Raw genomic sequence first — 22,548 nt, 5'->3', positions numbered from 1 at the left:
ATTTCGAGGTCCTCCGAAACTCACACTCGCGGGGAACGCATCTGACCATGCTGAGGTGCGGAGCCGTGCGTTTGGGTGGTCTCGGAGTCAACCTCACAACACTCTCTAGCCTTCTGCTTGCTAATAGATCGACCAGTGCAAACCCAAGCAAAGCCTTCGGGGCGAGTAACGGAAGTCTTAGAAAACCAGCGGGCGACGCTCGCCGGACCATGCTTCCCAGTCGAAGGGCGGCTCGTCCCGTGAGCAGCCTTCCGGGCGCGGACGACGAACGGTAGGAAGCGGCCGCAAGCACCGAGATGCAGTCGTTGTAGCCCAAACCGACGACCGGGTTGACGACAGCGTCGCAGAATCAGTAAGGGAAACTGCCCTCATGAAACCCGACCGCTAGACGCCGAACCATTACGTCGGAACACTCCCGGCATGACAGCTCATCGCACCGACGCCGACCCACTCCTGCGGCTCACTGCAATGCCGCATCCCCCACATCTGGACTTCAAACGGTCATTTTCACCCGTACAGTGTGGCGGTTAAGCGGGCGGCATTGCGTAGCCCATTGACTCCCGGACAGCTGCTTTCGACTACTTGGCGAAGTTCTGTATCGATGCAGTCGTCGAACCACGGGCGTCACCGGGTTTTCCGCTCATCCTGCAGGCGCGGGGCAGACGCTCCCAGTCGCGACGATCCGGTCAGCAGCGACGCGCAGGAACGCGAGGAAATCGCTGGCGGGCAACGGGCGGCTTAACAGGAAGCCCTGCATTTGATCGCAGGCAAGTTCGCTGAGCTTACGGAATTGCGACTCCGTCTCGACACCTTCCGCCACGACCTCGATCTTCAGCGCGCGCGCGAGTGTGACGACGGCGGAAAGCAATGCGCTGCCGCGCTGGCCGCCGTCGTCCAGATCGCGCATGAACGAGCCATCGATCTTGATCTGATCAAACCTGAAGCGCTGCAGATAGCCGAGGCTCGAATATCCGGTGCCAAAATCGTCGATGGCGACGGTATAGCCGCGCGATTGCAGCGCGTCGATCGTACTGCTCGTCTTTTCGATGTTCTGCATCGCCGTCGTTTCCGTAATCTCGAACATCAGGCGACACGGCTCGACGCCGGCCGCGCCGGTCAGCGCATCGATGCGGCCCACCAGGTCCGGTACGCTGAACTGGATCGGCGAAAGATTCACCGCCACAGGAATCGGAGGCAGTCCTTGCGCGTCCCATAGCGCAATGTTGCGACAGACATCGCGCAGAACCCAGTCGCCGATCTCGACGATAAGGCCGGAGCGTTCCGCAATCGGTATGAATTCCAGCGGAGGAATCTCGCCGAGTTCCGGATGATGCCAGCGGATCAGCGCCTCGACGCCCGTCAGCGATTGCGATGCAACGCTGAACTTCGGCTGGAATGACATGCTCAGTTCGCCGGCGCTCAATGCACGCTGCAGATCGCGTTGCAGAATCAGCGACCTGAGCGCGGTGTGGTTCATCTCGGGCTCGAACACGCGGAACGTGTTGCGCCCGCTTTGCTTGGCGGCGTACATCGCTGCGTCCGCGCTATGCAAAAGTTCGTCGGCGTTACCGCCGTCACGAGGATAGGACGCGATGCCGATGCTCGCGCTCACGCGCAGCGGCAATCCGTTGACGACGATCTCCTCGCCCAGGCGCCGCAGGACCCCGTTCGCAACCGTCACGGCGGCCGACGCATCGGTCGTGTTCTCGACCACGATCACGAATTCGTCTCCGCCGAGCCGTGCGACCATGTCGGTGTGGCGCAAGTCCTGGCGCAGGCGCTCAGCGCACACTTGCAGCAAGTCGTCGCCGACGCTGTGGCCAAGCGAATCGTTGATCGACTTGAAGCCGTCGAGATCGATGAAGAGCACCGCGAACGGCGATTCCCTGCGCGCAGATTCGGCGACCGCCTGCTCGATGCGTAACGCAAGTTGCTGGCGGTTGGGGAGATTCGTCAGCGCGTCGTGCGTGCCGAGATACTGCAGCTGCCGGGTCGCGCGCCTGAGGGAAATAGAGAGGCTGCTGGTATGGAAGCCGAACAATGCGAGTGTACCGACCAGCACTGTAAATGACGTCGCCGTGACGACGAGCGCAAGCCAGTTCGCATCGAGCTTGCCACCGGCGAGACAAAGGCTGCCAGCGGCGAAGTTGGCGGCGCTCATGCCGAAATAGTGCATTCCCGTGATCGCGAACGCCATGATCAGGGCGGCGCCGAGCCGCTTGACAACGAGATTCTCCACGTCCGACGCGCGCAGCGTGAAAGCCAGCCAGAGCGCCGCCATAGAAGCGCCGATCGCCACGCCCACCGAAAGCGCAACTCGCCAGATCGTGTATTCGATTCCCGGCGACATTTGCATCGCCTGCATGCCGGTGAAGTGCATCGCGGCCACTCCGGCGCCCATGACCGTTCCGGCGACGCACAGACGCCTGCGCGACAGCGCGCCGCGACTCGCGGTGGCAAGCGCGATGAACGATACGCTGATCGCGAGGAACAGCGACGCCGCGGTGATCGAAAAATCGTAGCCGACCGCGATCGGCAGCGAGAACGCGAGCATGCCGATGAAGTGCATCGACCAGATTCCGACGCCCATCGACACCGCGCCACCGACGAGCCATAGCGGCCGTCTTTTCGCGCTCGTAAGCGCGTTCAAGCCACCGGACAGCTCCATCGCCGTGTAGGACGCAAGGAATGCGACCACCAGGGACAGGCAGACCAGCAGCGGGTTGTAGACACCAGTCATCGACCCTCTCTCTTTTCGTATCGTTCTTTTGCGACCGATTCTTCTTGCACCCCGGCCCTGCTTCGGCGAGCCGCGAATCAGCACCCGGCGTTATCTTCCTGCCGTTATCTGTCTATCGGCAAGCTATTGGATAACTTTATGATTTGGCCGCCATTACGAGCGATTCGTCTTAAATGGGGGAGGCTTCAATTCGCGCGCTTGCGAATGTCGCGCAGGGACGCATGGGCGTTAAGACCCTGGCTTTGCGCCGTCCACCCGCCGCCAGCATCGGCCACGCGCCGGGCGCGCAGCCGTCGATACGACTCGTGCCGCGAGTCGTGAAAATAGTATTCGAACGAATGCGCGCCCAAGGCTGTGCCTGCATACGCATCAATCCCCCCGAGCGAACGGCGTCGGCAGCATCCGCCTGATGCTCGAAGATCACTCGACAAGTGTTCTCAGCGCGGCGTCGGCCACTTATTTTCGGCAGCAGCAAAGAACTGATTGAGCTCGTTGCCGCTTGCCGCGTCCGTCGTGTAGTTGAAGGTGCCCTGATCGCGTATCTCATGCGCGGCGCGCAGGAAGGCGCCGAGCGCCGCGCGCGCCAGCGAGCCGCCTACGCTCACGCGGCGCACGCCCATCGCGCGCAATTCGTCGAAGCTGAGCAGCACGCCCTGCAAACCCATCAACACGTTGACGGGGCGCTCGAGCGCGCCGACCACGGCGGCGATTTCCTCGCGCGTCCTGAGTCCCGGCGCATACAACACGTCCGCGCCGGCTTGCTCGTACGCCTGCAGGCGGCGGATCGTGTCGTCGAGATCGGGGCGGCCGGTCAGATAGTTCTCGGCTCGCGCCGTGAGGGTGAACGGAAACGGCAACGCCCTCGCTGCTTCCACCGCGGCGCGCACGCGCTCGACAGCGGCCTCGAACGGGTAAATCGGCTCGTCGGCGCGGCCGGTTGCGTCCTCGATCGAGCCGCCGACCACGCCCGCCTGCGCAGCCAGGCGGATGGTCTGCGCGCAATCTTCGGGCGCGTCTCCGAAGCCGTTCTCCAGATCGGCGCTGACCGGCAGATCGGTCGCGCCCGCTATTTCGGCGAGATGGACCATCATCTGCGCGCGGCCCACCGCGTTATCCGGCAGGCCGCGCGAAAAAGCATAGCCGGCGCTGCTCGTAGCAAGCGCCTTGAAGCCGGCCAGCGCGAGCAGCCGCGCCGAACCGATGTCCCACGGGTTAGGAATGACGAAGGTTTCAGGCGCTGTGTGCAGCGCCTGGAATTGCCCGGCTTTTTCGGCTTGAGTGGTCATCGCGATGGCATCGGTAAGCGCCGCGCCGGCGACATGCCGGCACTGCGGCGTGGGTTGCGCGAAAAATCTTCACGAGCGACGAGGCGAGACAAGGCGATCTGCACCGGCCTCGCTCGCCGCAAATCTGCTGAGCGCAGCTCGAGCTCAGGTTTCGAGTTTCGCGTCCATTGTGATGGTGGCGTTCAGCACCTTCGAGACCGGGCAGCCGGCCTTCGCGTCGGCGGTGGCCTTGTCGAATGCGGCTTTGTCGCCACCGGGGATTTTCACCGCCACATCGAGATGCACGGCCGTGATCGTGAAGCCGCCGCCATCCTTGTCGAGCGTAACCGTGGCAGTCGTGCCGATACGTTCCGGCGTAATGCCCGCTTTGCCCAGTTCGGCCGACAGCGCCATCGAAAAGCAGCCCGCATGCGCAGCCGCGATCAGTTCTTCCGGGTTCGTGCCGATGCCGTCCGCGAAGCGCGTGGAAAACGAATATTGAGTCTCCTTGAGGACGCCGCTGTCAGTGGAAATGGAGCCCTTGCCGTCTTGCAGACCGCCTTGCCAGACTGCTGATGCCTTGCGCTTCATCGCTCTCTCCTGTTTGTGCCCTGCTTCGCGCGCTGTACGACTGATGGCGATGCCCGCCGCAACGGTCCAGCCCGGATGTTCCGCGGCTTATGCATCGGTCGCGTGTGCGGCGCTGCGTGACGGGCGCGGACGTGGACCGACCTTCATCATAGGCGCTTCCGTGTGCCAATGCCGTGACTGCACCACACGCGACACATGCACACACGCCACGCACCCCACACGCCACAGGTGCCATAGGTGCCACACCAACACACGTGCCACACGTGCCACGGCGAACCGCGATGCCGCCGGCGAGGCTACTCCGCGAACGGCAGGCTGTCCTGACCAATGGCGCGCATATCGAACACGTTCAGCGTCATCGCGACGAGCGCGTAGTAACCGAGAAGCCCCACGAGGTTGATCACCACCTGATGCCCGAAGCGCCCCAGCGCCTTCTCGTATGTCGCGTCGGACACGCGCCGCGTGTCGTAGAGTTCGCTTGCAAAGTCGTAGATGAGCGCGTCGTCCGGATCCGCGAAGGCAGGCCGCCGGCCCGCGCGGATGGCCTCGACGTCGGCCTCGCGCACGCCGGCTTCGAGCGCAATCGGATAGTGGATGTACCACTCCGCCTGCGCCCGCCAGCGCGCCGCCGTTACCAGAATGGCAAGCTCCGAGAGGCGCAACGGCAAACCCGTGCGATAGCGGCAGAACGCGCCCAGGCGCTGCGCCTGCTGCGCGAGTTCCGGACTGTGAATCCAGCCGAGAAACGGTCCGTTCAGGTTGCCGCGCGGACCGGACAAAATCTCGTCGAGAACCGCCTTTTGTTCCGGCGTCGCATCGGTTATCTGGAAAGCGGGCAGGCATTCGGTCATGGCGGTCTCGCAAGTTGAAGATGGATGGAATCAGTGTGCAATTACCGGCGCGGGCTTGCTCGCCGTGCGCTCAGATCGTGGTCAGCGCGCCGTGAATCGCATCGGCCAGACGGCTCACGATTTCGTCGATGTCGCGCGCGGTGCAGATAAACGGCGGCGCGAGCAGCACATGATCGCCGATCTTGCCGTCGACCGTGCCGCCCATTGGGTACACCATCAAGCCTCGCGCGAATGCCTCGCGGCGAATCGCGGCATGCAGCTTGAGACTCGCGTCGAAAGGCGCCCTGGTCTCGCGGTCGCGGACCAGTTCGACGCCGACAAAAAGTCCGCGCCCGCGCACGTCGCCGATATGCGGATGCTGCGCATAATGCTCGCGCAACAGCCCGCGCAACTGTTCGCCGCGCGCCAGCACATTGGGCAAGAGGTTTTCTTCTTCGATCACGCGCTGCACCTCGAGCGCCGCGGCGCATGCGCAAGCGTGACCGATATAGGTGTGCCCGTGCTGAAAAAACCCCGAGCCGCCGACGATGGTCTGATAAATCCGCTCGCTCACCAGCGTCGCGCCGATCGGCTGATAGCCCGCGCCGAGTCCCTTTGCGATGGTCAGAAGGTCCGGCGCCACGCCGTCTTCCTCGCATGCGTACAGATAACCGGTGCGGCCCATGCCCGACATGATTTCGTCGAGAATCAGCAGTACGCCATAACGGTCGCACACCGCGCGAATCTTGCGGAAGTATTCGCGCACCGGCGGCACCGCGCCCGCGGTCGCGCCGACCACCGTTTCCGCGACGAAAGCCGCCACCGTGTCCGCGCCGAGTTCGAGGATTTTCTGTTCCAGTTCATCGGCAAGACGCTGGGCGAATTCGGTTTCCGTTTCGCCTGCGCGCTGCTCGCGGTACGCATAGCAAGGACTCACGTGATGCGCTTCGATCAGCAACGGCAGGAACGGCTCACGCCGCCACGCGTTGCCACCAATGGCGAGCGCCCCCAACGTATTGCCGTGATAGCTTTGCCGCCGCGCAATGAAATGGCGCCGCGCGGGCTCGCCCTTCTCCACGAAATATTGCCGCGCGAGCTTGAGCGCGGCCTCGATTGCCTCCGATCCGCCCGATACGAAGTACACGTGCTCGAGACCCGGCGGCGCGTGCTCGATCAGCCGGTCCGCGAGTTCTTCCGCAGGCTGTGTCGTGAAGAACGACGTGTGCGCGTACGGCAGTTGCTGCGCCTGGCGCTTGATTGCGTCGATCACGCGCTGATTGCTGTGGCCGAGGCACGAAACGGCGGCGCCGCCGGAGGCGTCGATATAGCGCTTGCCGGTCGAGTCGATGATTTCAATGCCGTCGCCGGCAACGGCAATCGGCAACGACTGCTTCGGAGAACGATGGAATACGGTGGACATGGCTTTCACTTGTAGAAGAAGTTGGCCGCGCTGAAAGCGCGGGCCCCCTGTGTCGTGCGCGGAATGAACGCATCGAAAACGCGCTGTCCTCGATCGCACGGTCCGGTATCGACTCAACAATCGGTACGCATTTATACGCTCAAACAACAAATGTTGTCAAATACTGCGCGCCGACATCACTGGCTATTGACCAGTGGACCAGTGGCGATCAGGGCACGTACGCGCCCTTGGCGTGCAGCGACTGTTCGGCGATACCCAGCTGTTCGACGGCGTCCGCGCCTTCGAGCGCGAGCAGATGCGCGACGAGCGATTCGGCGATGGCGGTGGCAGCCACCAGCGATGGAAAAAACGACGGGCTCTCGTGCGAGAAGATCAGCACCTTGTCGGCATTCAGTGCGATTGGCGAGACGGCGCTGTCGGTAATGGCAATGAGCTTGCTGCCCTTTTCCAGCGCGGCTTCCGCGACGCGCGCGGCTTCGACGGAATACGGCGCGAAACTGATCGCGATGGTGGCGCTGTCGCGCTCTACCGTGCGCAATTGCATTTCAAGCGTGCCCGCCTCGCCGTTGAGCAGCGACACCGACGAACGGAATAGCCGGTAGCCATAAACGAGCCCGAAAGCGACCGGGTAGCAGGAGCGGAAACCGGCAACATGGACGTGCGGCGCACGCCGCAAAAGCCGCGCCGCCTCGACGATCACTCGACCGTTGTGCGCGGCGGTGACTTCGAGATTATGTTGCTGCGCGACGAGCAGGTCGTTGGCGAGCGCCTCTTTCGATTTGACGAGCGAGCGCGCGCGGCTTGTCAGCGGTTCAGGCCGCGTGCGCAGGCGCGCGACGAACAGGTTGCGCAATTCGTTCCAGCCGGGAAAGCCGAGTTGCTGCGAAAGACGTACGAGCGACGCCGGTTGCACCTGCGCGCGCTCGGCGACCTTGCGCATCGACGAGACCGCGACTTCGTCCGGATGGTCGAGCAGAAAGCCCGCGCCCATCTGAAATTGCGGACTCAGTTCAGAGAAGCGCGCCCGGATCAGGGCGGCAAGCTGGTCGAAACTGTCTGGCATGCGAGGGGCCGGCGGAGGGTTGAAAAGACGACAACAAATGTTACCACCGGGCACGAAGCCGAAACACCGCGCGGCGCGTACTCCGGGCAAATCCCCATAAAGAACCGCCGCCTTGCGCCGTTAAGACAGGGAACCTAGCTCCGCCCCGCACTATCGAGCGGCACCATGGCAGTCAAACTTTCCGTTTCAGAGTCGATCCTCGCGACCCCGCCCGAACGTGGCGCAGCAGTGTCGCACACTATCCGCGCGCGCCTGTTGTCGACGCTTTTCGACAACCGGTGGCCCCTTGTCATTTCGATCGTCGCGAGCGCTTTCGTCGCGGTAATGGCTTATGTGCGCCTGCATCAGCCGTGGACCATGGTGTGGCTGTTCGCAGACGTGTGGCTATTGCTAGGACGCCTGAGCATCATCCACGCGTATGGCGTGCACCACGGCAAAGGCCCCGCGAGTCCCGGACCGTGGGCGGCCGCCTACGCTCCCTTGTGCGTCGCCACGAGCCTGATGCTCGGACTCGGGACGATGGGCTGCGTCAGCACCGCCGACACCACGCTGGGATCGCTCGCCATCATGGTTGCAGCGGGCATTCTCGGCGGCGTGGCCTCGAGAAACGCCGCGGTTCCGCGTCTTGCCATCGCGCAGATATGCGCCGTGTCGATACCTATCGGGATCGGCGCCCTGCTCTCGCCCACCGACGGTTCGTGGATCCTGATACCGCCTCTGCTTCTGTACGTCGCCGCGATGTCGTCCATCGTGCGGCGCCACTATCGCGGCCTCGTCGCGCTGATGATCGCCGAGCAGAACCACGCCGAACTCGCGGCGCGCTTCGATGCAGCGCTGACCCATATGCCGCATGGTCTGTGCACGCTCGACCGTGTGGGCAAAGTGGTCATTGCCAATAGCCGCACCGCACAGCTGTTCGGCGCGAGCGTCGACATGCTGAAACTGAACTTGCCGCTGCCCGAATTCATCGCCCATGCTGGCTTCGCACAGTTCGACGACACGCTACGCCAGCATTTCACCGACAGATGCACCGCATGGCTGCACGAGAAGCGTCGGCCGCTGGCGCTGGAACTGCGCAACGGGCGGCAGCTGGAATTGCGGCGAAACCCTGTTCCCGACGGCAGCTCCGTCGTCATCATCGAGGATGTGACCGAACGCCGGAATAGCGAAGCGAAGGTGCTGTATCTGGCCCGCCACGATTCGCTGACGGGGCTCGCGAACCGGCGCGAACTGCGCGAGCGCCTGGAGAAAAAGCTTGCGAGCGTCCACGCCCGGAGCGCGACGCGAACCGCGGTCCTGTTCCTCGATCTGGACGGTTTCAAGCAGGTCAACGACAGGCACGGCCATAGCGCAGGCGACGAAGTGCTGGAGACGGTCGCGGCGCGCCTGAGGCAGACGCTTCGACACGGCGAATTCGCGGCGCGCCTGGGCGGCGACGAGTTTGCTGTGATCGTCGAGGACGCGACGCTGCCCTCGATTGTCGCGATCGCGCAGCGCGTGATCCGTGAAGTAGCCAAACCGTATTCGCTCGCGGCGGGCGGCTCGATCAGCATCGGCACAAGCATCGGCATTGCGTTGGCGCAGGCGCAGGAACCTGTCGACGATCTCATCAGACGCGCCGACGAGGCGATGTACAGCGCGAAAAACGCCGGCAAGGGCACCTATCGGATTTCCCGCGAGGAAAGCGGGCAGCAGTCGGGAGCCGACTGCGACGCGAGCGTCGATACGGTGTAGGGATGCGCGAAACGAAGGCCTTGAGCGGCGCAATCCGCGTGCCGCTCACCGGAGCTACATGCTGCTCCACCCGCCCGCCGGCCACTCCCGGCGAGCAATAAAAACGGAGTATTTCCCCCCGATTGACCCGCGTTTCTGCGTGCGCTAAGAATTCCGTATGCATACCGGAAGGGCCTGTTCGGTCCTGCCCGTTCGCGAGGCCACGCGAGCGCCGAAGTCAGGTGGAGGACGCCATCATGCTCACGAGACTTTTCGCCATCGCAGCATGGGCTGTGACGTTCGCGGGAACGGCCTGCGCGCAGGGAACCGGTGCGGCCACCGGGACAGGCCACCAGCGTCAAGACGCGAATTCGACAGGCGCCGCGAGACCTCAAGTGCCGCCTTCCGCGCCGGCCTCGGCGGCGACCACCGGCAGCACATCGCTGTTGCCCGGCGCGGGCATTATCCTGGCGCCGGAGGACGGCAGGCCGCCGCGCCCCGAGGCGTCGCCAGGCACGCCGGCCAATCCGAGCGGCCTCAAGAAGCCGGATTGAGCACGAGCCGATCAATGGACCCGACGCGGCGGCACCGCCCACGCTCGGTGCCCAACGTCACAGAAGCGCGACCACCCGCACATCGCCCTGCTCCGCGGACGCCACCACCTTGTCGCCGATGCGGCGGAACGTGATCGACACCGAAGCGTCGCCCACCCGCAGGTCGCCCACTTCGAGCCAGTCGATGCCCTCAGGCAGCATCGGCTGTTCGATCAGCACCTCGCGGCGCTCGGCGTCGATCGTAATGCCGAGACACGCCTCCAGCATCATGAACGGCGAGCCCGCCGCCCACGCCTGCGGCAGGCAGGCAACCGGATAGGCGGTGGGCGGCTCGCCGCGCCGCCGCGGGAATCCGCAGAAGAGCTCCGGCAAGCGCATATCGAAATTCACCGCCGCCTGGAATAGCGCTTGCAGAAGACGCACCGCCGCTGCCTTGCCGCCGTAGTGCGACAGGCCGCGCGCACAGATCGCGTTGTCGTGCGGCCAGACAGAGCCGTTGTGATACGCCATCGGATTGAAACGCGACTGGCTCGCGGCGAGCGTGCGTACACCCCAGCCGGTGTGAAACAGCGTGGAGTCGAGCGCGCGCACCACCGCCTCGCCGCGCTCGCGCGAAGGCAGGCCGAAGGCCAGCAGGTGCCCCGCGTTCGATGCCATCACGCGACACAGTTCGCCATGTCCGTCGAGCGCGATGCCGTAGAAGCCCGACTCTTCCATCCAGTACTTTTCCTCGACGCATTGGCGCAGCTTTTTCGCCCGCGCCTTGTATTGCCCGGCCGCGTCGTGCAGGCCGCGCAACTTGGCGTGATGAGCCATCGTGTCAAAGGCCGCACTGGCATACGCCTGCACTTCGACGAGCGCAATCGGGCCATCGGGGAAGCGGCCGTCGGCATGGAACACCGAGTCGTGACTGTCTTTCCAGCCCTGGTTGGCGAGGCCGCCGTCCGACTCGCGCTGATAATCGAGCAGCCCATAGCGGTTCTTGTCGCATACGCCCGCGACCCAGCCCGCCGCACGCTCCAGCGCGGGCCACAACTCGTCGATCAGACCGACATCGCCCGTGCGGGCCGCATAGGCGCCCGCCAGCACGATGAAGAGCGGCGTGGTGTCCACGCCGCCGTAATACAGCGCAAACGGCACTTCGCCGGTGGCGGCCATTTCGCCCTTGCGCATCTCGTGCATGATCTTGCCGGGCGCGGCATCGCGAAACGGCGAGTTCTCATGCGCCTGATGCTCGGCCAGAAAACGCAGCACGCCGGCCGCCAGTTGCGGCTGCAACCACAGCGTCTGCAACGAGGTGATCACGGCATCCCGGCCGAACGGCGTGGAGAACCACGGAATGCCCGCATACGGATACGGCCCCGTCGCGAGGTCGGTGGTCAGCAAGCCAAGGTCCGCGAGCGAACGGTCGATCCATGCATTGAAAAGCGGATTGCTGGAGCGAACCCGCGCAGTCACGCGCCGCCGCTCGCGCATGACCAGGTGTGCGTCGACCAGCGCCGCGCGCACTGCCGCCCGGCCGACGCGCGGCCGCTCGGTGTCGATCTGCGACATGTGCGCTTCGCTCAGCGGATGCGTCGGCGACGACACGCCGGCGCTCGGCGCACCCGGTGATCTGGCCACCACCTGAACGGCGACCGACAGGTAAATCGATACGCATGCCTGCGCAGGCAGCTTGACCGTGTAATCCGCGCGGTTGGCAAAGAGCTTGTCGGGCTGCGGCGCGAAGGCAATCTGCACATTGCGCGCCACGTCGTCGAGGCCGACGTAGCCGAGCAGCACTTCGTCGTTCTCGACGCGCGCCGCCTCGACATGCCCTTGCCGCGGGCGCTTCAGGCCGCGCACCTCGAACATGTCGCGGAAGTCGCTATCGAACGAAATGGACAGCGGCACGATGGCGTCGCTCGTGCCGTAGTTGGTGAGTTCGATCGCCTCGTTCAGCACCGTGCCCGACAGCACGCGCACGCGTTCGACGTGGATCACGCCTTCCGGCGTGCTGTCGCCGCCGAGCGGCGGCAACGGGCGGTTGGTCAGATGCGCGGTGAACGACGTGTTGTCGCTGCTGACGCTGCCCGAGAGCAGCGAGGGCGCGCGGCCTCCGAACGTGAGGCGCAGTTGCGAGAGCACACGGGTATCGTTGACGAAGAGGCCGTCGTCGTGGCCCGTGATGTCGCCGAGAGGATCGTTGACGATGAAGGTGTCGCCCGACTTCAGCACGTGCTGCGTAGCGCTCGCAACGTTGAGATTTTCCGTCGGGATGAACGCGCCGTCCGGCTCGGGTTCGCGATGGTCGATTCCGCCCGAGTGGGACAGGCCGCCGAGGGCTTCAGGCTGCTGCATCAGGGTCGCTCCTATGGTTCGCTGCTGCGTATGCTTCACTTGCGGTGGCCGCCGGGTGGTGCAGGGACGTGCCCGGCCGTGCCCGGTCGCTTCCGATTGTAGAAGCTCTCGACTCGTCAGACGAAGTTATCACAGCGGAGTTTCGGTTTTTTTTCGATGGCACGCGACCTGCAGGCAGCGAGCATTCGCGCCTTACAGTGCCTTGTCGCGAATGTTGCGTCTGCAAGCTCGCGCGCGGCTTCGCCCGTTAAGCCATGCGTATGCGCACGCTGACAGCAACAATGTTTTGCCGTGCGGGTACTGAGTGAGCGCGAGGCCTTCTGCGATACTCCTTCGTGTTCCGCTAGCCCGGCGGACATGTCGCTGTGTTTGGCCCGCTGCACAGGCGGGCCTTTTTAATCGGCCAGAAGAACAGGAAGGACACGTATGAACGCCTCACTCGAAACGCTTTTCCCGGACCACGTCCATGCCGAAGACAGCGCCGTCAGCGCGCTGAACCATCAGGACATCGTCGTCGCGTTGTCGGCGGCTTTGAAGACGCAGAATGTGGCAGTGCTTCACATGCTCTACCCGCGCACCGACGCGCGCACGCATCGCAGCCTCGATGCGCTCGTCGACGTGTTACACGGACACGGTCTGCACGAAGTGGCCGACCTGATCGCGCACGAAGCGCACTATCTGCTGTTCAAGGATCCGGCGAAGGCGTGGAAAGCCTTTCATGAGATTCGCAACGACTCGCTCGCGATCGGCGTGCATCTCTACTATCACGGTCTTGTCGGCGAAGCGGCGGAGCGCGCGCTGGACACGGACGCGCATCGCAAGGCTTGAGTCATCCGCGCGGATGGGCCGGCGGTTAGTGGTGGGTGACTCGAAGGCCAACCTGCGCTGGTCGCTGCCACCGTCCCGTCATTCGCAAGCGAATTCGTCGAGCAGGCCACTCGCGGCCGCTGCGCCGGCGCCGCGCACGGCACACGTGAGCGGTTCGTCGGCAACGCGCACCTCGAGGCCGATCTCATGGGTGAGGCGCCGCTCGAGATTGGCGAGCAGTGCGCCGCCGCCCGTCAGCACGATGCCGTTGTGCGCGATATCGGTGACGAGCTCGGGGGGCGCCATTTCAAGCCCGCGCTTGACCGCACCGATCACCTGACGCAGCGGCCCCTCGATCGCGTCGGCGACATCGTGATTGCTCAACTGGACCGTGCGCGGCAGGCCGTCGTCCACACTGCGCCCGGTTGCGTTCATGTGTTCCGCGGGCACGTCGCGCACGGCGGTGCCGATGTTCTTCTTCACGTGTTCAGCGGTCTGCTCGCCGAGCAGCACACCGTACAGGTTGCGCACATAACTGACGATCGCCATGTCGAAGGCGTCGCCGCCCACGCGAATCGAACCGCTGTACGCGGTGCCGCCGAGCGTGAGCACGCCGACTTCGGTCGTGCCGCCGCCGATATCGACCACCATCGAACCGGTCGCCTCCGCCACCGGCAAGCCCGCGCCCACCGCCGAGGCCAGCGATTCGCCGATCAGGCTCACTTTCCACGCACCCGCCGAAACAGCCGCTTCCGTGATTGCGCGGCGCTCGACCTGCGTCGCCCCGGCCGGCACGCACAGCGTGAAAGCAGCGCGGCGGCTGAACAGTTGCCGCGGCCGGGCCATGTCGACGAATTGCCGGATCATGTGCTCGGCGGCGGAAAAATCGGCGATCACGCCGTGGCGCATTGGCCGCACGGCTTCCAGATTGCGCGGCGCGCGACCGAGAAGCTGGCGCGCCTCGGCTCCCACCGCCGCGACGCGTTTCGGGCCGCTTGACTGATCCTTCTGGAAACAGACGACCGACGGCTGGTTCAGCACGATGCCGCCGTCGTCGGTATAGATAAGGGTGTTGGCCGTGCCGAGGTCCACGGTCACGGCCTGGCGGAACAGTCGATCGAAAAGCGGGTGATGCGGCGTCGGTCTGGCCATAAGGAGGCTCTGTTGTGTCGCTCGGTAGCGTCGCCCGGCTGAGAGGTCAGCTCATGCGCGACGGTGTGGAAAATGCACCCCGGTCACCCAGGCCGCGGGCACTGCGCAGTCCCGCGACGGGCGTGATTTTCGTGCTATGAGCAGTTAACGGCAAGCCGGCCAATAACTTTAGAGCCGCTTTTCGCGCGGGCCGTGTCAATCGCGCGACAACGCGCCCAGCGTGCGTTCCAGCGCCGCTTCGCCGAGCGCGACGCCGTCCGCGCTGATCGTATGGCCGACGCCAGGCAACGCGTAGGCATCCACGGTGTAGCCCGCCGCGCTGAATGCGTCCGCGGCGTATTCGAGCTCCTGGACCGGGATCACCTCGTCTTCCTCGCCGTGAATCAACGTGAGCGGCGTGCCGTTGTGCGCGACGACGGGCGAAGCGAGCCGCCCCGAATAGGCGACGACGCAGGCGGCGCCCTCCGCGCTCGTCGCCGCATGATGCAGCGCCATGATCGAACCTTGCGAAAAGCCAACCAGCGAAAGGCGTCCGAAAGCAAGCTGCCAATGCGCGAGTTCAGCTTCGAGCATGCCGCGCAGGGCCGCGTAGGCCGCCGCCGCGCGCGCCTCGCGGTTGCCTTCGCTGATGTCGCGCAGGCTGAACCATTGACGGCCGCCGAATCCGCCGTCGAAAGGATCTGTGCCGTCGAGCGACGTAAAGGCCACATCCGGCAGACGCTCGCTCCAGATGTCCGCGAGCGGCATCAGATCGCGCGCGTTGCTGCCCACGCCGTGCATCAGCACGACGAGCCCCTTAGCAGGCGAGTCGAGCGGCGCGCGCCGCCAGCCGTGTTCGAATTGCTCCCAAGCCATATTGCTTTTCCCTTCGCTCCAGTGAATCGCGGTTGATGGCGGCCGGCCGCACACCGCCCGATGCGGCGCGATGCGGATTGGTTCGGCCTTAACCGCGAGGATACGCTGTCAGCCTTGCTTATGGCGGGTTGGGCTGCCCGGGTCGGCGACGTTGGAAGATGAATCCGGGTATGCTTTTGCGAGCATCCGGCGGACCTGCCGCGCGGCGCATGCAGTTCTCATGTATGTGCGCATGCATGGAGGCATGCATTTGCTCTTGCGGCGCCCGCACCAGCAGCCCCGGTCGCGCCGCCCAACGCGCGAGGTCCGCGGCAAACCGATACCGGAGAATGTCTTGAGCCAACCCACCTCCGCGGCGTCTCCAGCGCCTGCTTCTGCTCCGCCCGCCCCTCCGCCGCCGCTGCAAGGCGGTCAACTGGTGCTCGCAACGATCGCGGTCGCGCTCGCCACCTTCATGAACGTGCTGGACACCTCGATTGCAAACGTCGCCATTCCCACTATTTCGGGCAACCTGGGCGTTTCCGTCGACGAAGGCACGTGGGTCATCACCGTATTCGCCGCGGCGAACGCCGTGTCGATTCCGCTCACCGGCTGGCTCACGCAGCGTATCGGCCAGGTGAAACTCTTTGTCGGCGCGATCCTGATGTTCGTGCTCGCGTCGTGGCTGTGCGGCATTGCGCCGACGCTGCCGGTGCTGCTGCTCGCGCGCGTGTTCCAGGGCGCGGTGGCGGGCCCGCTGATTCCGCTGTCGCAAGCCATTCTGCTCGGCTCCTACCCGAAGGAAAAAGCGTCGACCGCACTCGCGTTATGGGCAATGACCGCGACGGTAGGTCCGATTGCCGGCCCCGCGCTTGGCGGCTGGATCACGGACAGCTACAGCTGGTCATGGATCTTCTACATCAACATTCCGGTCGGGCTGTTCGCGGCCGGCGTCACGTGGATGATCTATCGCACTCGCGAGTCGCCCACGCGCAAGCCGCCCATCGACGTGGTCGGGCTTGGCCTCCTGATCACCTGGGTCGCTTCGCTGCAGATCATGCTCGACAAAGGCAAGGATCTCGACTGGTTCGCGTCGCCGGTCATCGTGATTCTTGGCCTGACCGCGCTCGTCAGTTTCGCGTTCTTTCTTGTGTGGGAATTGACCGAAGAGAATCCGATCGTCGATTTGCGGCTTTTTCGGGAGCGCAACTTTCTCGGCGGCACGATAGCCATCTCTGTCGCGTACGGGGTCTTCTTCGGCAACCTCGTGCTGTTGCCGCAATGGATGCAGGAGTACCTGAACTACCGTTCCGTCGACGCCGGCCTCGTCACCGCACCGCTCGGCGTATTCGCCGTGATTCTTGCGCCGGTCATGGGCCGCGTGCTCCCGCGCTCGGACGCCCGCATCATTTCGACAATGGCTTTCGTCGGCTTCGCAATCGTCTTCTATATGCGTTCGAAGTACGTGATCGAAATCGACACCTGGCATCTCGTGATACCAACGCTGTTGCAAGGCATTCCCATGGCGCTCTTCTTCGTGCCGCTCACGTCGATCATTCTGTCGGGACAACCGCCGCACAAGATTCCGGCGGCGGCGGGGCTGTCGAATTTCGTGCGCGTGTTTTGCGGCGCGGTCGGCACCTCGATAGCCGGCAACGCCTGGAACAACCGCACGGTGCTGCATCACGCACGGCTCACTGAACGCGCATCCGTCGACAACCCGTTGTTTAATCAACAGATCGATTCGACGCAGTCGCTGCTTCATATGAACACGCAATCGGCGCACGCGCTGTTCGACTTCACCGTCAATACGCAGGCCGCGATGATGGGCCTGAACGACATCTTCTTTGTGTCGGCGGTGATCTTTATCCTGATCATTCCGCTCATCTGGATCACGCGGCCCGCCAAAGGCGGCGGTGGAGACGCAGCCGGCGCACATTGATCCACGCGGTGCTGCCCGGAGAGATGGCAGTGTGCGTATGGTCACCGGACTCGACGCAAGCCGCAACTCATTGGCCGGAGTACTCGCGCTCGAATGGTTGACCATCTATACGGGGAAGTCGATTTTTTAATAGCCAATGCGCGGCAGCGCACAGACATTGACGGTGAATAGAGAGTAAGCGAATAACGCGGCCGTACTCTGCTTTCGACAGAAGTACTGGCGCCGCGCTATTCGTCATTGCGGTTTGCACTTTCCAGTAGTTCAACCGGCGCGTTTGACCAGTTCAGCCAGCACGGTCTGATAGAGAGTCTTGCCGATCACATGCTCGTTAGCGCCGCCCTCGAAATCGATCCATCCGGCGTTGAAGCCGTCGAGCATTTCGATGCGCGGCGCCGGCCACGCCGTGCCCTGGGACTGGAACAGCGCCTCCCATTGATCGCGCGGCACTGCATGAGCTTTAACGTCGCGTTGGAGCACGCCGGCTAGCAGCGCCGCTATTTCATGCTGCGTATAACGCTGCGGCCCTTCTATTTCGATGGTGCGCCGCCCCTGCCAGGACTGCACGAGCGTATCTGCGATGACACGGCCGATATCCGCGGTCGCGACCATCGGATAAGGGCGGTCGAGCGGTTGAAGAAACGCTGGCATGACGCCCGTGTCGCGCGCCGGCGCAATGTCCCATAGCGAGTTCTCCATGAACCACGCGGGCCGCATGATTGCGGTGGGTATTCGCAGATGCGGCAAGTCCGCCAGTGCATCTTCGAGAATGCGTACCTGGGTAATGAGCCCTAGTCCGGATGCCTGCTGCCCGCCAACCGACGACAATGCCGCCACGCGCTCAGGACGCGCGTCGATCAGCGCCTTTTTTAGCACTGCCGCCGCGGCATGCGCGTTCGGATAACCCGGCTGGGGCGCAAAATTCGGCGCCATCATGACAAACACGCCGGCTGTACCGCGAAACGCCGCGGTCAATGCGTCGGCGTCTTCGAATGACGCGATAACTACTTCTGCACCGCGCTCGCGCCACTGCGCGGCCTTCGTCTCGTCGCGCAATACAGCGCGCACATGATGCCCCGCAGCCAGTAAAGCGCGTGCCGCCGCGCCACCCACCTGCCCCGTCACACCGGTAATCGCATACATATTCGAACGCTCCTTGAAAACCTCGTACCGTAGTGCGACGTATTTTCACCGCTTGCGCGTCATTTCGCGAGAGCATCAATGTCATTTGTGCAATGACCGAATGGCATGACCATGTTTCATGACTGTTGCGTGGTAAACCAACTCGCTCATTTACCGGACAACCGTTCAACGTTTCGCGCCTCTCTGCACGCCTCTGGCTTTGCGGTGTCTATGCTTGGTTGCAATGCAGCACATTCAATAGTCCTATCAGCCAGTCGAATCGCAGCGAAATCAGGAGATCTTCCATGTGCGGAATCGTAGGAGCAGTGGATCGCCGCGATGTCACTTCCATGTTGACCGAGGGCTTGCGGCGGCTCGAATACCGCGGCTACGACTCGTGCGGGATCGCCGTTGTGCAGCAAGGCGCACTACGTCGCGTGCGCAGTGTCGCGCGGGTCGCGAATCTCGCCGCCGAAGTTGCCGAAGCTAACTTGTCCGGAATGATCGGTATCGCACATACAAGATGGGCGACTCATGGTGCGCCTGTCGCGAGAAACGCGCATCCAATCTTTTCCAGCGACGAAATCGCCATCGTGCACAACGGCATCATTGAAAATCACGAGTCGTTGCGAGAAGAACTCCAAGCACTCGGTTATATGTTCGAGTCGGATACGGATACCGAAGTTGTCGCGCACCTGATTCATCACATGTGGCAAAAGCAACCGGTGCAACGCGCGGACAACCTGCTTTCGGCTGTGCGTCAAGCTCTCGAACGCCTCCATGGCGCTTACGCAATTGCAGTATTCGCGCGGAACGACCCCGGCCGCGTAATCGGTGCACGGGCCGGCTCCCCGCTCGTCGTCGGTCTTGGAGAACAAGGCAACTATCTGGCCTCGGACATCATGGCGCTTGCGGGCACGGTGGAGAACTTCATTTATCTGGAAGAAGGCGACATAGCGGAATTGACGCTGCATGGCGTGCAGATCGTCGATCGCATCGGCAAGGCGGTCCAGCGCGAAGTCAAGGTACAGCGTTCAAGCACGAGCGCGGTTGAGCTCGGTCCTTACCGGCACTATATGCATAAGGAGATCTTCGAACAGCCGAGTGCCATTGCAGACGCAATTGAAACAGTGCAGACCATTACAGCCGATCTGTTTGGTCAAGGCGCGCGCCACGCGTTTCGCGAAATCGACTCCGTACTGATTGTTGCGTGCGGCACGAGTTATTACGCCGGTATGACAGCGAAGTACTGGTTCGAATCTCTTGCCAAAATCCCCACACAAGTGGAAGTCGCAAGCGAATACCGGTATCGCAGCAGTGTCGCGAATCCCAACACACTCGTGGTTGTGGTGTCCCAGTCAGGAGAAACGGCCGATACGCTCGCCGCTCTCAGGCACGCTCAATCCCAGGGCCATCGGCATACGCTGGCCATTTGCAACGTTTCCAGCAGCACGATGATGCGGCAGGCCGAATTCCAGCATCTGACGAGTGCGGGACCGGAAATCGGCGTTGCGTCGACAAAAGCCTTCACCACGCAGCTTGTTGCGTTGTTCCTGCTGGCATTGACGCTCAGCAAGCAGCGCGGGCGCCTTCCTGCGGCACAGGAGGAGCGCTTTCTCGACCAGTTGCATCGTTTGCCGGGAAAACTGAACAGCGTGCTGGCGCTCGAAACGCAGATCATCGCGTGGGCAGAAATTTTCGCGCGCACCGACCATGCGCTCTTTCTCGGCCGGGGGCTGCACTACCCAATCGCGCTGGAAGGCGCACTGAAGCTGAAGGAAATCTCGTACGTGCACGCCGAGGCCTATCCGGCCGGCGAATTGAAGCACGGCCCGCTCGCGCTCGTGACAAGCCAGATGCCCGTCGTGACAGTAGCGCCTAACGACGCGCTGCTCGACAAGCTCAAGTCGAACATGCAGGAAGTGAGAGCCCGCAGCGGCCAATTGTATGTATTCGCCGATGCCGATTCGCGAATTGCGGACGCCGATGGGGTTCGCGTGATCCGCATGCCCGAACACTACGACTGCCTGTCGCCGATTCTGCACGTTGTGCCGCTGCAGCTCCTTGCGTATCACACCGCGTGCGCGCGCGGCACCGACGTCGATAAACCGCGCAATCTCGCGAAGTCCGTGACCGTCGAATGAGGGCTAGCGCACAGACGCGCGCGCAGCATGTTTGTATAAGCAAACGGTTGCGCGACGTATCTCGCGTGCCGCAATGCAATCGGAACTCATTGGCGGGACGATGCCCGGCTTATTCGCGCAAGGAAAGCGAACATGCAGATCTATCCGATTCATCCGAGCTTTACTGCGGGAACGTCCTTCGAACTCGCAGTGCAGCCGAACAGGCGCTTTAGCATCGCCATTTATCAGCAACAGGACGACGAGTCGCTCAGCAGCCTGTGTGGAGTGGTCGTCACGGGTAAGAACGGCGTGGGCGCCAATCTGGTGGATGGCAAATACGTGTTCGAATCGACGGGCAATAGCGCGCCGATGCGTTTCGACGAAGACTGGAACTGGCCGACAATCACCATCCGGCCAAACGTATCGAATCTGCACAGCGGCGCGTACGTGGCGATTGCGTATGAAGTCGACGCCGCGGGCAAGCCGGCCCATGAACTCGGGCGCTCGTGTGTCGCGCATCGGCCGGTGTTCGCGGCCCGGCCGCAAAGCGACAGCATGGCGCTCGTGATCGCTCGCCCTCGCATGCCCAAGGCGGCGCTTGCGTACATCATTCCGACGGCCACGTACCACGCCTATAACTCGACGGGCGGTGGAAGCTTCTATGACGACCGCGTTCACCGATATCGCGCGGCAAACCGCGTCAGCTTGCGGCGCCCAGGCGGCGGGCTTGGCGCGCGGCTCGGCGAGCCGGTCGATCCATACGACACGCGCTCGACCCGTCAGCAATTCGCTCATTGGGACGCAAAGTTCATACGTTGGCTGCGCAAGGAAGGCGTTGCCTGCGACTTCTACACCGACCTCGATCTGCACTATGCAACCACACTCGATCTGACACATTACCGCTGCATGTTGAGCGTCGGTCATCACGAGTACTGGAGCGAGGAAATGCGCGCGCACGTTGCGTACTTCGTCACGCAGGGCGGCAACGTCGCGGTTTTCAGCGGCAATACGTGCTACCGGCCCGTGAGGTTTATAGGCTCGGAACCGGACCGGCCGACTGAAATGCGCAAACTCGCGGAAAGCTGGGATGCACTGAAGGAACAGATCGACCTCGACCCGCGCGTGAGCGGCAATGAAAGCAATCTGATAGGACTGACATATAAGCATGGCGGCGGCCACTGGGGCACGTGGTCGCGCTGGCGTCGGCGCTGGGTCAAATGCGAGCGTGAAGCAATCGGCTTTACGGTCAAACGTCCGGAACATTGGGTTTTCGCGGGCACTCAATTGCAAAGAGACGAGACCTTTGGCGCGGAAGATCGCCTCGTCGGCTACGAGGCCGACGGCATCCCGCCGGATTGGCCTGATGATGCGTTCGAAACGCTGGCGGTCACGAATCGGCTCACCGGATGGGAGATGGGTGGCGCAGGCGCGATTGGCATATTCCGTCCGCTGTTGCGGGACGGCCGCCGCAGCGCCGGAGAAGTGTTCAACGTGGGCACGACCGACTGGGCCCGCGCACTAGCGGATAGCACGGCGAAAAGCCACGGCGTGGTGCAGCAGATCACGCGCAACGTGATCCGCCGATACACAGGTACTGAAGAGACAAACGCCATTCAGCACAGACAGACGCAGCATGAAGCCGCCGATGCCCCCGGCGAGTTCGCATTGCATACGGATGCCGGTTGACCGGACCACCGGGAAGTCATGAAAGAACTGACGGTTGCACGCACGCCGATGCCGACCCGCGAGAGGCCAGGGTAATTTCGCTACTGCGAATAACCGCTCATTACGTTACTTCGTATTCCTACGTATATATTTCCATGTACCGCGAACAGCGGTCTTTAAGTTGCCGTATTTCCTGCCGATTAAACGGCTTTCCCAAGGTACTTAAACTGGGTTTGCGTCAGCGGGGCGCATGCGCTCATTCGCGGCATCGCAAGCCATAACGCACATCTGCGTTGTCAGCCAAGGTTGGCCGGTGAAGGCTGAATTTAGGTGAGCATGCAACTAGCCTTACAGCTATTCTTTCACTCAAAACCCGACGAAGAAAGATTG

At 63.2% G+C, this 22,548-nt stretch carries 16 protein-coding genes and 1 pseudogene; 7 read left to right on the top strand and 10 right to left on the bottom strand.

Annotated features, from left to right (window positions below; genetic code table 11):
* Positions 1-640: 640 nt before the first annotated feature.
* The 6 genes from A3AC_RS0103835 to A3AC_RS0103805 all read right to left on the bottom strand — a co-directional run bounded on the left by A3AC_RS0103835 (position 641) and on the right by A3AC_RS0103805 (position 7,909).
* The gene (locus A3AC_RS0103835) at positions 641-2,740 is read right to left on the bottom strand and encodes a putative bifunctional diguanylate cyclase/phosphodiesterase (protein WP_025597460.1); all 2,100 of its coding nucleotides are present in this window, start codon (positions 2,738-2,740) and stop codon (positions 641-643) included.
* Positions 2,741-3,177: 437 nt separating this feature from the next.
* Positions 3,178-4,026 carry an isocitrate lyase/PEP mutase family protein gene (locus A3AC_RS0103825; RefSeq protein ID WP_025597458.1) on the bottom strand — a complete coding sequence of 283 codons (849 nt, stop codon included), beginning with the start codon at positions 4,024-4,026 and terminating at the stop codon, positions 3,178-3,180.
* A 144-nt stretch (positions 4,027-4,170) separates the two neighbouring features.
* Entirely contained in the window at positions 4,171-4,596 is a 426-nt protein-coding gene (locus tag A3AC_RS0103820; protein ID WP_025597457.1) for an OsmC family protein, read from the bottom strand.
* A gap of 296 nt (positions 4,597-4,892) precedes the next feature.
* The gene (locus tag A3AC_RS0103815) at positions 4,893-5,447 is read right to left on the bottom strand and encodes a carboxymuconolactone decarboxylase family protein (protein WP_025597455.1); all 555 of its coding nucleotides are present in this window, start codon (positions 5,445-5,447) and stop codon (positions 4,893-4,895) included.
* A gap of 70 nt (positions 5,448-5,517) precedes the next feature.
* The gene (locus tag A3AC_RS0103810; RefSeq protein ID WP_025597453.1) at positions 5,518-6,846 is read right to left on the bottom strand and encodes an aspartate aminotransferase family protein; all 1,329 of its coding nucleotides are present in this window, start codon (positions 6,844-6,846) and stop codon (positions 5,518-5,520) included.
* A 208-nt stretch (positions 6,847-7,054) separates the two neighbouring features.
* Positions 7,055-7,909, bottom strand: a complete 855-nt coding sequence (locus tag A3AC_RS0103805) for a MurR/RpiR family transcriptional regulator (protein WP_025597451.1) — start codon at positions 7,907-7,909, stop codon at positions 7,055-7,057.
* Positions 7,910-8,074: 165 nt separating this feature from the next.
* Between A3AC_RS0103805 and A3AC_RS0103800 the strand changes: the two genes are divergently transcribed.
* Entirely contained in the window at positions 8,075-9,643 is a 1,569-nt protein-coding gene (locus A3AC_RS0103800; RefSeq protein ID WP_025597449.1) for a sensor domain-containing diguanylate cyclase, read from the top strand.
* A 236-nt stretch (positions 9,644-9,879) separates the two neighbouring features.
* Positions 9,880-10,176: a hypothetical protein gene (locus tag A3AC_RS0103795; RefSeq protein ID WP_025597448.1), complete on the top strand. Its 297-nt coding sequence runs from the start codon at positions 9,880-9,882 to the stop codon at positions 10,174-10,176.
* 57 nt (positions 10,177-10,233) lie between these two features.
* Here the strand turns inward: A3AC_RS0103795 and A3AC_RS0103790 are convergent, their stop codons facing one another.
* The gene (locus A3AC_RS0103790; protein ID WP_025597446.1) at positions 10,234-12,516 is read right to left on the bottom strand and encodes an amylo-alpha-1,6-glucosidase; all 2,283 of its coding nucleotides are present in this window, start codon (positions 12,514-12,516) and stop codon (positions 10,234-10,236) included.
* 426 nt (positions 12,517-12,942) lie between these two features.
* On the opposite strand from A3AC_RS0103790, the gene A3AC_RS0103785 reads away from it, so the two are divergent.
* Entirely contained in the window at positions 12,943-13,344 is a 402-nt protein-coding gene (locus A3AC_RS0103785) for a hypothetical protein (RefSeq protein ID WP_025597445.1), read from the top strand.
* A gap of 78 nt (positions 13,345-13,422) precedes the next feature.
* Here A3AC_RS0103785 and A3AC_RS0103780 read toward each other — a convergent pair whose 3' ends face one another.
* Both A3AC_RS0103780 and A3AC_RS0103775 read right to left on the bottom strand, forming a co-directional pair.
* Positions 13,423-14,475: a rod shape-determining protein gene (locus A3AC_RS0103780; protein ID WP_025597444.1), complete on the bottom strand. Its 1,053-nt coding sequence runs from the start codon at positions 14,473-14,475 to the stop codon at positions 13,423-13,425.
* A gap of 195 nt (positions 14,476-14,670) precedes the next feature.
* Positions 14,671-15,330, bottom strand: a complete 660-nt coding sequence (locus A3AC_RS0103775) for an alpha/beta hydrolase (protein ID WP_025597442.1) — start codon at positions 15,328-15,330, stop codon at positions 14,671-14,673.
* Positions 15,331-15,664: 334 nt separating this feature from the next.
* Here A3AC_RS0103775 and A3AC_RS0103770 point away from each other — a divergent pair, with 334 nt between their 5' ends.
* Complete coding sequence (locus tag A3AC_RS0103770; protein WP_025597440.1) at positions 15,665-17,251, top strand: DHA2 family efflux MFS transporter permease subunit; 1,587 nt, start codon at positions 15,665-15,667, stop codon at positions 17,249-17,251.
* Positions 17,251-17,381, top strand: a pseudogene (locus A3AC_RS30320) (glutaminase); the annotation flags it as partial. The gene A3AC_RS0103770 and the pseudogene A3AC_RS30320, both read left to right, overlap by 1 nt.
* 131 nt (positions 17,382-17,512) lie before the next feature.
* Here A3AC_RS30320 and A3AC_RS0103765 read toward each other — a convergent pair.
* The gene (locus A3AC_RS0103765; protein ID WP_025597438.1) at positions 17,513-18,391 is read right to left on the bottom strand and encodes an NmrA family NAD(P)-binding protein; all 879 of its coding nucleotides are present in this window, start codon (positions 18,389-18,391) and stop codon (positions 17,513-17,515) included.
* A gap of 284 nt (positions 18,392-18,675) precedes the next feature.
* On the opposite strand from A3AC_RS0103765, the gene glmS reads away from it, so the two are divergent.
* Positions 18,676-20,514, top strand: coding sequence for a glutamine--fructose-6-phosphate transaminase (isomerizing) (glmS, locus tag A3AC_RS0103760; RefSeq protein WP_025597436.1), 1,839 nt, complete (start codon positions 18,676-18,678; stop codon positions 20,512-20,514).
* 132 nt (positions 20,515-20,646) lie between these two features.
* Positions 20,647-22,179 carry a N,N-dimethylformamidase beta subunit family domain-containing protein gene (locus A3AC_RS0103755; RefSeq protein WP_025597434.1) on the top strand — a complete coding sequence of 511 codons (1,533 nt, stop codon included), beginning with the start codon at positions 20,647-20,649 and terminating at the stop codon, positions 22,177-22,179.
* The last annotated feature ends 369 nt before the right edge of the window (positions 22,180-22,548 follow it).

The organism is Burkholderia sp. WSM2230 (assembly GCF_000472445.1).
GTDB lineage: Bacteria > Pseudomonadota > Gammaproteobacteria > Burkholderiales > Burkholderiaceae > Paraburkholderia.
This window is presented reverse-complemented; position numbering and strand designations above follow the sequence as displayed.